The following is a 14,291-nucleotide window of genomic DNA, read 5'->3' as shown; positions in this document are numbered from 1 at the left end:
GTGTACGTCCGCCGGCTCGAACTTGTCGACTTCCGCTCGTACGAGCGGGTCGGTGTCGACCTCGAACCGGGGCCGAACATCCTCATCGGCGCCAACGGCGTCGGCAAGACCAACCTGGTCGAGGCGCTCGGCTACGTGGCGACCCTGGACTCGCACCGGGTCGCCACCGACGCCCCGCTGGTGCGGATGGGTGCCACCGCAGCGGTGATCCGTTGCGCGGTCGTACACGAGGGCCGGGAACTGCTCGTCGAGTTGGAGATCGTGCCCGGCAAGGCCAACCGGGCCCGACTCGGCCGATCCCCGGCCCGCCGCGCCCGCGACGTGCTCGGCGCACTGCGGCTGGTGCTCTTCGCCCCGGAGGACCTCGAACTCGTCCGGGGCGACCCCGCCGAACGCCGCCGCTACCTCGACGACCTGCTGGTGCTGCGCCAGCCCCGCTACGCGGGCGTACGGGCCGACTACGACCGGGTGATCAAACAGCGCAACGCGCTGCTGCGTACCGCGTACCTGGCCCGCAAGACCGGAGGCACCCGCGGCGGTGACCTGTCGACGCTGGCCGTCTGGGACACCCACCTCGCCCGGCACGGCGCCGAACTGCTCGCCGGCCGGCTGGAACTGGTCGCCGCGCTCACCCCGCACGTGGCCAGGGCGTACGACGCGGTGGCCGCCGGGCGCGGCGCGGCCACGATCGCCTACCGGCCCTCGGTCGAACTGACCGAGCCGACCACCGACCGGGAAACCCTCGCCAAGGTGCTCGCCACCGCCCTGGAGGAGCAGCGCTCCGCCGAGATCGAACGCGGCACCACACTGGTCGGCCCACACCGCGACGACCTCACCCTCAACCTCGGCCCACTACCCGCCAAGGGGTACGCCAGCCACGGCGAATCCTGGTCGTACGCGCTCGCCCTCCGGCTCGCCGGCTACGACCTGCTCCGCAACGACGGCATCGAACCCGTCCTCGTCCTCGACGACGTCTTCGCCGAGTTGGACGCCGGCCGCCGTGACCGACTCGCCGAACTGGTCGGCGGGGCGAGCCAACTCCTGGTGACCTGCGCGGTCGCCGACGATGTACCCGACGCCCTCCGCGGTGCCCGGTACGAGGTGTCGGAGGGAACGGTGCGACGTGCCGGATGAGTCGACGAACCCCCGCAACGACGGCGACCGGGCCGCAGCCCGGCGTCCGGCGTCCGGCAACCCGGCCGACGCGAAGACCCCCGACGTACCGGACGGGGTCACCGGGCCGGAACTGGCCCGCGCGGTGCTCGACGCCGCCAAGGCCAGACGGGCCTCGACGGCACGACCCCGCCGCGCGACCGACGGGACCGGCGGTGAGCGGCGTCTCCGCGGCTACTCCGGCCCCGGACCCGACCCCCGCGACCCGCAACCACTCGGCGCGGTGCTCAACCGGCTGGTCAAGGCGCGCGGCTGGCAACAGCCCGCCGCCGAGGCGACCGTCTTCGGTGCCTGGGAGAAGGTCGTCGGGCCGGAGGTGGCCCAGCACAGCCGCCCGGTCAAACTGGAGAACGGCGAACTGACCGTGGAAGCCCGATCCACCGCCTGGGCGACCCAGCTGCGCCTACTCGCCGGCTCACTGCTGCAACAGATCGGCCGTGAGATCGGCCACAACGTCGTCCGCAGACTGCACATCCACGGCCCGGCCGCACCGTCCTGGTCCCGGGGGCCCCGCCGGGTACGCGGTCGAGGCCCCCGGGACACCTACGGCTGACCCGGCCCGCCGAACTACGACTGGGCCGCCCGCCGCGGTGCCGCCGACTCGGCGTACACCGCGAAGCCCCGGTCGGCACAGCGCCGGTAGAAGGCCGCCACCACACTCAGCTCCGCACAGGTGAAGGTCCACTGCGGCGCGGCCCCGCTGTCGTCGCGCAACGCCTCCAGCCGGCTGTCCAGCCAGCGCAGCTGCTGCTCGGCCAGGCGACCGTCGGACAACAGCGAACGAAGCACCACACCGACCGACTCGAAACCGACAGCCTCACCGTGCGGCCGGTGCGCGGCGACGAACCGCTCGATGCCGCTGGCGATCCAGGCGCACCCGTCCGGGTCGATGACCGGGTCCTCGTCCTCCGCCGCCGCCTCGGTGGCGTAGAGCACCCCGTCCAGACCGAGAATCAGATCCACCACCTCGGTGTACGCGGTGGCCCGCACGGTGCCGGTCTTCGCGATCAGCTCCGCGAGCGCAGCGGTCGGGGCCGAGATCCCCGGCACATCGACGATTTCGCCGAAGTCGACGAACTCGGCCGGTGCGACCGGGTCGTAGAAGCGGCCGGTCCGCGGCCACTGGACCGCGACGTTGTCCAGCCCCATCTGGTGTCCACCTCTCCACAAGCACAGGTCGAGTCGATCGGGTCGATCGTCCGGTTCCGACCGGAAAAGATCAAGGCCGACCGTTGACCCGTGTGCCGGAAAACGCCCGCCGTGGACGGTACCGGCTCACTCTCGGCGACCGTCGGACCCCCGGCCTGGATCGCCGTCACGCGGCAGATCGGCTGATCATGCCTTGGCGTGTAGGGGGAGTCGCAGACGGCGCGGTTCGGCCCGCTACGTGAATCTGAGCCGCCGCGAAGGGGTGCCGAGTGGTGGTTCTATCGCCCGCGCACAGTAAGATTGGTGTGAGACGAAGACCCGGTGCGGAGCGACGCTTCGTGGGCCCGGTGCGGGCCCCCGAACATTGTCCGACTCGGGTCGAGCCGATCGCGATCCGCGGGCAACCGCGGCGACCGGCGCGTTCGGCCCGTACCCCGGAATTGTGCCAGGTACCGGTCCGCGTGCCGACGTCGCGCCCTGTCCGCCGAACCCGCGCTCGACGTGCCTGACGGCACGCTCGGGTGCGAGAAAGTGGCCGAGGGTGGCAGCGCAGGAAAATCAGCAGTACGGGGCCGAGTCGATCACCGTCCTCGAAGGGCTGGAGGCGGTCCGCAAGCGGCCCGGTATGTACATCGGCTCCACCGGCGAGCGCGGTCTGCACCACCTGGTGTGGGAGGTCGTCGACAACGCGGTGGACGAAGCCCTGGCCGGACACTGCGACACCATCGACGTGGTGCTGCTCGCCGACGGCGGAGTCCGGGTCACCGACAACGGCCGTGGCTTCCCCGTCGACCTGCACCCCAAGCTGAAGAAGCCGGGTGTCGAGGTCGCGTTGACCGTGCTGCACGCGGGCGGCAAGTTCGACGGCAAGGCGTACGCCGTCTCCGGCGGCCTGCACGGCGTCGGCGTCTCCGTGGTGAACGCGCTCTCCACCAGGATGGCCGTCGAGATCCACAAGGACGGCTTCGTCTGGCGGCAGCAGTACGACCACTCCAAGCCGAGCGCGCTGGAGAAGGGTGAGCCGACCGACCGCACCGGATCGGCGGTCTCCTTCTGGCCCGACCCGGACGTCTTCGAGACCACCGAATTCGACTTCCAGACCATCTACCGGCGCCTGCAGGAGATGGCCTTCCTCACCCGCGGCCTCACCATCCACCTGCTCGACGAGCGGGTCGCCGAGGGCGAGGACGGCAAGGTTCGCGAGGTCACCTTCAAGTACGACGGCGGCATCGCCGACTTCGTCCGGCACCTCAACGCCTCCAAGAGCCCGATGCACAAGACGGTGATCGAGTTCGGTGCCGAGGAAGAGGGCATGTCGCTAGAGATCGCGATGCAGTGGAACGAGTCGTACGGCGAATCGGTCTACACCTTCGCCAACAACATCAACACCCACGAGGGCGGCACCCACGAGGAGGGCTTCCGGGCCGCGCTGACAAGCGTCGTCAACCGGTACGGCGCCGACAAGAAGCTGCTCAAGGGCGACGAGAAGCTCTCCGGTGAAGACATCCGCGAAGGTCTCGCGGCGATCATCTCGGTCAAGCTGACAAACCCGCAGTTCGAGGGTCAGACCAAGACCAAGCTCGGCAACACCCCGGTCAAGAGCTTCGTCCAGCGGGTCTGCAACGACCGGCTGGTCGACTGGCTGGACCGCAACCCGGCCGAGGCGAAGATCATCATCACCAAGGCGTCCCAGGCCGCCCGCGCCCGCATCGCCGCCCAGCAGGCCCGCAAGCTGGCCCGCCGCAAGTCGCTGCTGGAATCCGGCTCGATGCCCGGCAAGCTGGCCGACTGCCAGTCCACCGACCCGCGCGAATCCGAGGTCTTCATCGTCGAGGGCGACTCGGCCGGCGGCTCGGCCAAGCAGGGCCGCGACCCGCGTACCCAGGCGATCCTGCCGATCCGCGGCAAGATCCTCAACGTGGAGAAGGCCCGCATCGACCGGGTGCTGAAGAACAACGAGGTCCAGGCGCTGATCACCGCGCTGGGCACCGGCATCCACGACGACTTCGACATGGAGAAGCTGCGCTACCACAAGGTGGTGCTGATGGCCGACGCCGACGTCGACGGTCAGCACATCCAGACGCTGCTGCTCACCCTGCTGTTCCGGTTCATGCGCCCACTCGTCGAGTTGGGTCACGTCTACCTCGCCGCCCCGCCGCTCTACAAGATCAAGTGGAACAAGAAGGGCGACGACGCCCAGTACGCGTACTCCGACCGGGAACGCGACGGGCTGATCGCGCTGCGCCAGCAGAAGAAGCCGAACGCCAAGCCGGACGACATCCAGCGGTTCAAGGGCCTCGGCGAGATGAACTACCCGGAGTTGTGGGAGACCACGATGAACCCGGCCACCCGTACCCTGCGCCAGGTCACTCTGGACGACGCCGCCACCGCCGACGAGTTGTTCAGCGTGCTGATGGGTGAGGATGTCGAGGCTCGTCGCTCGTTCATCCAGCGCAACGCCAAGGACGTCCGCTTCCTGGATATCTGACGGGCCCGGCGGCCGGTGCGGAGCTGATCCGAACCGGCCGCCGGTCCACAGAGTTATCCACAGCTTGGCCGCTATCCACAGCTGTTATCCACAGCACAAAAACGACTCTGAGTCTGATAAGGGTAAACAGTGACCGATTCCCCCGAGTCCACACCCAACGAGCCCGAGGTCCCCGAGGCGCTGGCCGCCGTCGTCTCGCACGACCGGATCGAGCCGGTCGGGCTCGAGGTGGAAATGCAGCGTTCCTACCTCGACTACGCGATGAGCGTGATCGTCGGGCGGGCGCTGCCGGACGTCCGGGACGGGCTCAAGCCGGTCCACCGCAAGATCCTCTACGCCATGTTCGACTCGGGCTACCGGCCCGACCGTGGCTACGTGAAGTGCTCCCGTGTCGTCGGTGACGTGATGGGTCAGTTCCACCCGCACGGCGACTCGGCCATCTACGACGCCCTGGTCCGGATGGCCCAGCCGTGGTCACTGCGCTACCCGTTGGTCGACGGCAACGGCAACTTCGGTTCGCCCGGAAACGATCCGGCTGCGGCCATGCGTTATTGTCTGGCCGGAGATGTCCGTATTCGTACTGTTGACGGTAGCGTGCGGGTCGGGGACGTGGTGCCGGGCGCAGCGGTGAGCAGCGAGACCGACATCGACCTCAAGGTCCGCGACCGCAACGGTGACCTGGTCCGGGCGTCGAAGTTCTTCCACTCCGGCGAGCACCCGACGCTTCGGCTGCGCACCCGCGAGGGGTACGAGCTGACCGGTACCCACAACCACCCGGTGCTCTGCCTGGTGGACGTGGCCGGCGTGCCGACCCTGCTCTGGAAGCTGCTCGCCGAGATCTCCCCGGGCGACCGGGTGGTCCTCCAGCGCAGCGTGCCCGACGAGATCGGCTACCCGATGCTCGAACACGTCGAGGCCGCAGTCCTCGCGGGTGCCTTCGTCAGCGAGGGGTGGGTCTCCGAGACCCGAGCCGGCTTCAACAACGTCGACCGCGAGTTCTTCGTTCGCGTCCTAGCGGCCTACGACCTCGCCGTCGGTGGCCCCCGATACGTCGCCGAGCGGGTCATCGCGTCCGGGAGTGTCCTGCACGAAATCGACATCCAGGATCTGTCCGCGCTGCGGGCCAGCATCCTCGGTGAGTTGGTCGGGGCGCGTAGCGCGGGCAAGTTCGTGCCGGAGTTCGTCTGGCAGGGACCGGCCGCGATCAAGCGGGCCTTCCTCCAAGCCCTCTTCGAGGGCGACGGCTCGTCCTCGCTGCTGCCGCGCAACACCATGCAGATCTCGTACTCCACCCGCAGTGAGCGGCTCGCCCGCGAGGTGCAGCAGTTGCTGCTGGAGTTCGGTGTCGTCAGCCGGCAGTGCCGGTACGACGACGGCGAGATCAAGGTCGTGGTGACCAACCGACGCGACGCGCGGATCTTCGCCGCCCAGGTCGGCTTCCTCGGTCGCAAGCAGGCCAAGCTGGAATCGGAGCTGGCCTCGGTGCCGGCCAGCAGCACGGCGCTTTCCAGCGACCACGTACCGCTGGTCGGTGACTTCATCCGCGAGCACGGCGCGAGCCGCTGGACCGAGCGGGACTGGCTGCGCCGGCACAACGTGGACCGGATCGAGCGCTGGGAGCGGGACCGCGACGAGATCGCTGCCCGGATCACCAACGCCGAGGTGCTCGACGTGGTCGAGCCGTTGGTCGACGGGCGCTTCTACTACGCCGAGGTCGCCGAGGTCGCCGACGCAGGCGTGCAACCGGTCTACAGCATCCGGGTGGACACCGACGACCACTCGTTCGTCTCCGACGGGTTCGTCAGCCACAACACAGAGTGCAAGCTCGACCCGCTGGCGATGGAGATGCTGCGGGACATCGACGAGGACACCGTCGACCTGCAGGACAACTACGACGGCCGGGCCAAGGAGCCCACCATCCTGCCGTCGCGGATCCCGAACCTGCTGATCAACGGTTCCGAGGGCATCGCGGTCGGTATGGCCACCAAGATCCCGCCGCACAACCTGCGGGAGATCGGCGCGGCGGTGCAGTGGTGCCTGGAGAACCCGGAGGCGGACGAGGCCACCACGCTCGAAGCGCTGCTGGAGATCGTCAAGGGCCCGGACTTCCCCACCCACGGTCTGATCGTCGGCCAGTCGGGCATCCAGGACGCGTACCGGACCGGTCGTGGTTCGATCCGGATGCGCGCGGTGGTCGAGGTCGAGGAGGACAAGCGCGGGCGCCCGGCGCTGGTGGTCAGCGAGCTGCCGTACCAGGTGAACCCGGACAACCTGGCCGAGCGGATCGCCGAGCTGATCAAGGAGGGCAAGCTCGCCGGCATCGCCGACATCCGGGACGAGTCCTCCGGGCGTACGGGTATGCGGATCGTGCTCGTGCTCAAGCGCGACGCGGTCGCGAAGGTGGTGCTGAACAACCTCTACAAGCACACCCAGCTTCAGGAGACCTTCGGCGCGAACATGCTGGCGCTTGTCGACGGGGTGCCGCGCACGTTGAACCTGGCGCAGTTCATCCGCTACTACGTCGAGCACCAGATCGAGGTGATCCGGCGGCGGACGGCGTTCCGGCTGCGTAAGGCGGAGGAGCGGGCGCACATCCTGCGCGGTCTGTCCAAGGCGTTGGACGCCCTGGACGAGGTGATCGCGCTGATCCGGCGTTCGCCGACGGTGGAGGACGCGCGGCAGGGCCTGATCCGGCTGTTGGAGATCGACGAGATCCAGGCGACCGCGATCCTGGACATGCAGCTACGCCGGCTGGCGGCGTTGGAGCGGCAGCGGATCCTCGACGACCTGGCCAAGCTGGAGCTGGAGATCGCCGACCTGAAGGACATCCTGGCCAAGCCGGAGCGGCAGCGGCGGATCGTCTCGGAGGAGTTGGGCGAGATCGTCGCGAAGTGGGGCGACGAGCGGCGTACGAAGATCATTCCGTTCGACGGCGAGGTCTCGATGGAGGACCTCATCGCCCGGGAGGACGTGGTGGTCACGATCACCCGGACCGGGTACGCCAAGCGGACGAAGGTCGACCTGTACCGCTCGCAGCGGCGTGGCGGCAAGGGTGTGAGCGGTGCGACGCTGCGGCAGGACGACATCGTCAGCCACTTCTTCGTCTGCTCGACGCACGACTGGATCCTGTTCTTCACCAACAAGGGGCGCGTCTACCGGGCCAAGGCGTACGAGCTTCCTGAGGCCAGTAGGGTGGCCAAGGGTCAGCACGTGGCGAATCTGCTCGCCTTCCAACCGGACGAGCAGATCGCGCAGATCATCGAGATTCCGAACTACCAGGTAGCTCCCTATCTGGTACTGGCGACGAAGAACGGCCTGGTGAAGAAGACGCGGCTTGAGGAGTTCGACTCCAACCGGTCCGGCGGCATCATCGCGATCAACCTGCGCGATGAGGACGAGCTGGTCGGTGCTGCGCTGGCCGGTCCCACCGATGATCTGCTGTTGGTGTCGAAGAACGCTCAGGCGATCCGGTTCAATGCGACCGACGAGGCGTTGCGGCCGATGGGTCGGGCCACCTCGGGCGTGATCGGCATGCGGTTCAGCGATGAGGACGAGTTGCTGGCCATGGAGGTCGTCCGGGAGGGCCTGGACGTTCTGGTGGCCACGAACGGTGGATACGCGAAACGTACCCCGATCGAGGAATACCCGGTGCAGGGCCGGGGAGGTAAGGGTGTGCTGACTGCGAAGATCACCGAGCGGCGCGGTGGTCTGGTCGGCGCTGTGGTGATCGACCCGGACGACGAACTGTTCGCCATCACCAGCAACGGTGGCGTCATCCGGACTCCGGTGAAGCCTGTACGCCGTACGCGTGACCGGAACACAATGGGGGTCAAGCTGATGGACCTTCCGGATGGCGTGACTATCGTGGCGATTGCTCGCAATGCCGACGAGCCTGACGAACAGGACTAGTTGAATGACGGAGACACAGGCGAAGTCGGGGAACACGGGACCCTCGGCCAAACCGGTCGACGAGGAAGCCGCGCAGAACGGCACGCCAACGACCGGCCGCGCGGCCGTAGGCCGGGCCACGGTCCCCGCCGACGCGCCTGCCCCGAAGTTCACCCGCGCTCCCGGTATGGCTCCACCGCCTGAAAAGCCCGGCGAAGACCAGGCTGCGGAGGCTGCGGAGGAGAAGGCCGGCGGCGAGACCGCTGGTTCGGCCGCCGCTGCCGGCAAGCCGTCGGTCACCCAGCCGATCGCCACCCGGGCGGGCCAGTCCGGGTCGGGCACCACGGGTGTGCTGCCGACAGTCGGTACGGGCACGACCGGCACCCAGCCGCGGGTGACCGGGTCGGCTCCGAAGCCGGATGGGGCCCGGCCGCTGAACACCGGCCGTCCGGCCAACGGCGGCGGGCTTCCCCCGGGGGTCGGCACAGCCGCCGTGGGCGCGGCGCGCGTCGGCGAGGCGGTACGCGCTGCGCGTACCTCGGTGAGCTCGGCCGCGTCGCGCGGACCGCGCCGGGCCCGGCTGAACCTCAAGCGGATCGACCCGTGGTCCGTGATGAAGTTCGCGTTCGCCGTGTCCGTGGTGCTGTTCATCGTGATCGTGGTCGCGACATCGGTGCTGTACCTGGCGTTGGACGCGATGGGCGTCTTCACCAGCGTGAACGACAGCCTGAGCGACCTGGTCAACGCCGGTGGTGGTCAGGGCACCAGCGGCTTCCAGATCACCGCGACGGGCGTGATCTTCACCTCGATGCTGATCGGTGCGGTGAACGTCGTGCTGTTCACCGCCCTCGCCACCCTCGGTGCGTTCGTCTACAACGTCTGCGCCGACCTGGTGGGTGGCATCGAGCTGACTCTCGCCGAGCGCGACTGACAGCCCGTACCCGTTTCGTGCGCCGGGCCGACCGTGCAGGTCGGCCCGGCTGCTTTCTGCCCCGTGGGTGGCGAACCGGCGCCGGCGGTCCGCCGGTATCTGGGTGGGCTCGCCGGCTGCTCTCCGGTAGGTTCAGGGGCGACGGCGTTGAGCAGGCGTCCAGGCCGACCCCCGATTTGGGGCGGCGTGGGCGGATGGGTTAACCTTGCTCGTCGCTACGCGGGGCTATAGCTCAGTCGGTTAGAGCGCAGAGCTGATAACTCTGAGGTCGCTGGTTCGATTCCAGCTAGCCCCACCGCACATGGTCCGACGGCCACGTCGAGCGCGAGGGGTAGCCCCGATGTTCAAGAAGCTGTTGATCCTGGTCGGTGTCGTCGGCGTGGCCGCTGTGGTGGCCAAGAAGATGAAGGACGCCAACGACGAGCGCGCGCTCTGGCACGAGGCGACCACCTCGCCGGATCTGCGCTGATCGCGTAGCTCCGACCACCCGGCGGCACCGTCCGCCACGGGGCCCTAGCTCAACTGGCAGAGCACTGCCTTTGCAAGGCAGGGGTTAGGGGTTCGAGTCCCCTGGGCTCCACCAGCACTTTCCTTGGTTGATCTCGGTCCGAGTACAGCCATCCGTACAGCCAAGCCGGTCACGTTGTCCCCTGATTCGGTTGGACTACGACTGTTGCAGGGGCACCGTCCAAGACCTCTGGCGTGAGCACCGGGCCAGCCCAGGCGGGTGGGGCGGCCACTAGGCGGAGAGCGACAGCGGTGCCGTACGTCTCACGAGCATTCGCGAGCTTGCCTAGGACTCGGAGCGCCTCGTCTGGATCACCGATGAGCAGTCCCCATGCGCTTGAGCGAGCGTCGAACGTGGCGCCCGTGCTCTTCGTCAGTCTCCGCTGAGCTTCCCACTGCTCCTCGTCGGCGGGAGCGAGCTGGATGTGCACTTCAATGAGTAGCCCTCGGTCAGTAGTCACATACCGAAGGTATCGACCCTGACCGAGGGCTCTCAAGACCGCTATGACGCCTTGGCGGGGCGCGGAGCGGTCGTCACAGGTGCATCGCGCCGCTGTACGGACTTCCAGGCGTGGGGTACTGGACGATCCACCGGGCGTCCTCCTCAGCGAAGACTGATCGGCAGGCAGGGCAGAGGCAACGCGGGTTGTCCGGGTTCCGGCACCAGGTGGCGTCTTGGTCTTGAGGTGCAAGACTTGTTGCGGGTCGGTTCGGCATGGCTGGACTCCTTCGAATCGGTCCAGGGGCTACGTCCGCTGCAACGGACGTAGCCCCACTTCTCTATCTAGGTGTCACCTCGTGACCGTCATTGGCCGGCTGACCCCAGCGGCTGATCGCAGATCGGGAGTAGCCAGTGAGTTCGGCGATGCGCCGGTAAGGCACCCCTGCGGCCACAGCATGTTGAACGCGGGGGCGCAGGGCCCCGTCCACATGGTTCAACTCATCGAGCAGGCGAAGGCGTTCGGCTCCAAGACCTGCAATCGCACTCACAGCTGCCGCTCGGTCATGCTCAGGTAGGTCGGGGGTCGAGATCACTTCGAACCGATAGCGTCCGGCGGTGAACGAGTGGTTGTCCGCGAACGTTGGCGTCTCAGCCGTCTCCGCGACCACCTGTCGGTCGCGCTGGCGCTGGCGCTTACCCATGTCCCGATGGTACGCCTGTTGTCCCGATCGGGACAAGCCGTCTCGGGCTGATGCGCTGCCGAATGGGTTCGACCAGACGGGACAGGATGCTGAACAGCCGTGGGGCGGGTAGGCGGATAGCCGGCGGAGCACCTCGGCGATCAGCGGAAGACGATCGAGCGACCAGTCAGGCCGCGATCGCGGCGGGCAGCCGTGCTGCACGGACGCGGTGTGGGTCACGGGATGCCAGACAGAGCGCCTGTCGGTTGGGTTGGTGTCGTGTGCGGCCTTGGTCGACTCGGAGCCTTCTGTGATCTGTTGCCGAATTGGCCTGTACTAGATCAAGCGCGCTCCGCGCGGCGCGGGCCGGGCGCGGTAACCGGCTCCTGACGGAGCCGCCGCCCCGCCCGCCTACGGCGGCGGGGCGGAAAGTCAGCCGGCCCGAAACCCACGCCCGCCCCGCGCGTCACCCACTGGTTCCGTGAAGGGAACCGGTGACGAGTCCCGGAGGTCGACCGGGACCAGGACGACAACGTCCTACCTCACGTCACGCAATCAGCCTCACGACGGGAACCGCGGACCGGTCGACGGCCGGGCCGGGCGAGTTGCCGAACGAATCACGTCGACCGCTCACGGGTCCGAGGTGGGAAGGAGGTGAGGGTGAAAAGGGGGCGGTGGGTGGGACAGGGGTTGGGGTTAGGGCTTGTGCCTCCGGCGGGGGCCAGACGACTCCAGGATGGAGTTGCCGAACGGTTGCGGCCGTGGGTGGTAGTGGTTGAGGGATGCCATCCCGCCTACCGCCAACCCAGGCAAGCCGAGCAGACCAGGGCCAGGGCGACAAGGTCGTACGTCCAGTGGGGCGCTCCACCTTGTCGCCCTGGCCCTGGCCCGCTCCACGGTGTGTGGGTCGGCGGCAGACGGGATGGCAGAAAGCGCTACCGGTAGTGTTCGACGATCTCCTTGCGGAGTTGTTTCGACGCCCGGTCGAATGCTTCGTGGGCGATGCTTGCTCGCGTGCGCAGTGAATCTTCAGTCCGATCCAACGTCGCTGCCAGCTCAGCCCACCGATAGACCGCTTCCACGAACTCCCTGGTCACTGCCACTGCTTCGTTACTCCCGAAGGCCAGCATCCGTGCTTCCTGATCCCCGGTCGTGCGCGCAGCGGCCTTCGCTTGCGCGAGTTTCAGCTTGGAGAAGGTTGGGTGCGTCGCATGGGTCAAGTTAGTGAGCAAGGGCACACCGAATGCGAAGAAATCGATGTAAAGCTCTTCCCGCCGCGCCCACAGGGTGTCTTGTAGCGCAGCATGTGCCGCAGCCTGCTCAACCTTGAGTTGGTGTCGGTGATCCGATCGTCTGGTCAAGAATTGCGTGACCATCGGTACGACAACGCCGACCACCGCAACGATGCTCGACGCTATGACTGGAATTGTAGATTCGGCCAACGCTACCTCCCCTCACTGCTACCTCCTAGAGAGCTTGGCGACAGAGGTCAAGTGCGAACTCGGTCACCGACGCTGGCCGCCAGTAGTCTTGATCTTTGCGGCGTAGAGGCAGCATGGACGCAGCGAACCAGTCACCAACCGCTGACCAAGACCGGCGTTGGCTGGCATGACGGACATGCTCAACGACACCAGGCAGCAGCGGCCGACAGGCGAGGGTGCGCCGTGCTGGCGTTCGGGACGAAGTGGCCGGCTTCGTCCTGCCGAACTGATACTGCTGAGCTGCTTGGCCTTACCATTTGCCATGTGCAAGACGACAGCAGCGGGCACATCTGGCGCGAAGAGGTGGCGAAGAGAGTGCCGCTGGCTCATGACGCCCAGGTGCTCGGTCGGCTGATCGAGTACGACCGTGACCCGTCTGAGGTCGCGTACTACGAAGCGTTCGCGGACCCGGACGCGCAGGCGGTGGACGATGCGCAGCGGTCCTACGCCGGGCAGTACCGCCGTAAGTTGCGGCGGCTTGACGAGCGACGCAAGCACGCCAGGAGCGACCGCGAGGCCTGACGGCTGTACAGCCATCCGTACAGCCAAGACGACCGACGGACGCGGTCAGGGGCCGACGGTAGGCGACACAGCGAGCAGGCCAGCCACGGTCACCGACGCCAGCCGACAGAAGTCTTGATCTTTGCAAGGCAGGGGTTAGGGGTTCGAGTCCCCTGGGCTCCACCAGTACCATCCGCTACCTGCGGTTCCTCTCTTGAGTTGATCGACTAGTACAACGTCAGTACAGATCAGCTGTGATCTTGTTTGGTGAGGGCCGACAAGCGCCGACACTCCGACCATGGAAGGGATCACCCGAGCAGCCCTCCGTGATCTTCTTCTAACCCCCAGGCCGCCTCCGATCCCGGCGAATGAGCAGCACGAACACAGCAGCGCTGACCAATGACATTGCCGCCAGAACAAGCCCGCTTGATCGCTTGTCCGCCGGACCGGCGAGGATGGCTACAGCGAGCACACCGGTGATGATCGAAATGACTGCTGACATTCCCCGGTTAACCAGACGATGATGTCGACGGTCGGTCTCAATCATTGCCGCGCGCTCAGCTTCGCTTCGATCGGCCACCCCGAAGCGTGACGGGTAACCCATCAAGAAGAGAACCCCAAGCCCTGAGACGATGACGATGGCCACAAGGATCGACTTCAGCGCGGCGATGAATTCCATCGTTGACCAACGTACTGGAGATAGAAGCCAGGGGGACAGAGTGGCCAGTTCAGACGTCCTCCGGCGGCAACCCGCAAGCGGCTGCCTCCTGACCTCAGCCTGACCCAGCCGCGCCGACACGGCCGTACCTCGGATGAACGACAGCCGCGACCTGGTGGCGAGGCGAGCCAGGTGTCCGTGGATACCGGACGGTCCTACCGATCAGAAGGTGGGCTGTACAACCACCCGTACAGCCAAGCCCGCCGACGGATACGGCCCGGGGCCGACAGTAGGCGACACGGCGAGCAGGTCAGCCGTAGCGCAGGCTCGCGGCTTAGGGGTTCGAGTCCCCTGGGCTCCACCAGCACTTTCCTTGGTTGATCTCGGTCCGAG

11 protein-coding genes and 2 tRNA genes are annotated in these 14,291 nt (G+C 67.4%); 9 read left to right on the top strand and 4 right to left on the bottom strand.

Going from position 1 to position 14,291, the window contains the following annotated elements; genetic code table 11:
• Entirely contained in the window at positions 1–1,134 is a 1,134-nt protein-coding gene (gene recF, locus C1A38_RS16630) for a DNA replication/repair protein RecF (RefSeq protein ID WP_102658738.1), read from the top strand.
• Positions 1,124–1,726, top strand: a complete 603-nt coding sequence (locus C1A38_RS16625) for a DciA family protein (protein ID WP_102658737.1) — start codon at positions 1,124–1,126, stop codon at positions 1,724–1,726. The genes recF and C1A38_RS16625 overlap by 11 nt, the downstream gene beginning before the upstream one ends.
• Positions 1,727–1,740: 14 nt before the next feature.
• Here the strand turns inward: C1A38_RS16625 and C1A38_RS16620 are convergent, their stop codons facing one another.
• A complete protein-coding gene (locus C1A38_RS16620; protein WP_102658736.1) occupies positions 1,741–2,322 on the bottom strand; it encodes a hypothetical protein in 582 nt (193 codons plus the stop codon).
• A gap of 541 nt (positions 2,323–2,863) precedes the next feature.
• Between C1A38_RS16620 and gyrB the strand changes: the two genes are divergently transcribed.
• From gyrB to C1A38_RS16595, 6 genes are all read left to right on the top strand, one after another.
• A complete protein-coding gene (gene gyrB / locus C1A38_RS16615; protein ID WP_102658735.1) occupies positions 2,864–4,810 on the top strand; it encodes a DNA topoisomerase (ATP-hydrolyzing) subunit B in 1,947 nt (648 codons plus the stop codon).
• A gap of 234 nt (positions 4,811–5,044) precedes the next feature.
• Positions 5,045–8,719, top strand: a complete 3,675-nt coding sequence (gyrA, locus tag C1A38_RS16610) for an intein-containing DNA gyrase subunit A (protein ID WP_502696941.1) — start codon at positions 5,045–5,047, stop codon at positions 8,717–8,719.
• Between the two features lie 4 nt (positions 8,720–8,723).
• Positions 8,724–9,629 (top strand): DUF3566 domain-containing protein, encoded by a 906-nt coding sequence (locus tag C1A38_RS16605; protein ID WP_102658733.1) that lies wholly within the window; start codon positions 8,724–8,726, stop codon positions 9,627–9,629.
• 221 nt (positions 9,630–9,850) lie between these two features.
• Positions 9,851–9,924 (top strand) — tRNA-Ile (locus C1A38_RS16600).
• A gap of 45 nt (positions 9,925–9,969) precedes the next feature.
• Positions 9,970–10,098 (top strand): DLW-39 family protein, encoded by a 129-nt coding sequence (locus C1A38_RS31865; RefSeq protein ID WP_233196868.1) that lies wholly within the window; start codon positions 9,970–9,972, stop codon positions 10,096–10,098.
• 38 nt (positions 10,099–10,136) lie between these two features.
• A tRNA-Ala gene (locus C1A38_RS16595) sits at positions 10,137–10,212 on the top strand.
• A 704-nt stretch (positions 10,213–10,916) separates the two neighbouring features.
• On the opposite strand, the gene C1A38_RS30880 is transcribed toward C1A38_RS16595, so the two are convergent.
• Both C1A38_RS30880 and C1A38_RS16590 read right to left on the bottom strand, forming a co-directional pair.
• A complete protein-coding gene (locus tag C1A38_RS30880; protein WP_146017569.1) occupies positions 10,917–11,279 on the bottom strand; it encodes a hypothetical protein in 363 nt (120 codons plus the stop codon).
• Between the two features lie 914 nt (positions 11,280–12,193).
• Positions 12,194–12,700, bottom strand: coding sequence for a hypothetical protein (locus tag C1A38_RS16590; RefSeq protein WP_233196867.1), 507 nt, complete (start codon positions 12,698–12,700; stop codon positions 12,194–12,196).
• A 303-nt stretch (positions 12,701–13,003) separates the two neighbouring features.
• Here C1A38_RS16590 and C1A38_RS16585 point away from each other — a divergent pair, with 303 nt between their 5' ends.
• Entirely contained in the window at positions 13,004–13,261 is a 258-nt protein-coding gene (locus tag C1A38_RS16585) for a hypothetical protein (protein ID WP_102658731.1), read from the top strand.
• A gap of 316 nt (positions 13,262–13,577) precedes the next feature.
• Here C1A38_RS16585 and C1A38_RS30875 read toward each other — a convergent pair whose 3' ends face one another.
• Positions 13,578–13,919, bottom strand: coding sequence for a hypothetical protein (locus C1A38_RS30875; RefSeq protein WP_146017567.1), 342 nt, complete (start codon positions 13,917–13,919; stop codon positions 13,578–13,580).
• Positions 13,920–14,291: the final 372 nt, after the last annotated feature.

The sequence above is a fragment of the Verrucosispora sp. ts21 genome (assembly GCF_002879555.1).
Taxonomy (GTDB): domain Bacteria; phylum Actinomycetota; class Actinomycetes; order Mycobacteriales; family Micromonosporaceae; genus Micromonospora; species Micromonospora gifhornensis.
This window is presented reverse-complemented; position numbering and strand designations above follow the sequence as displayed.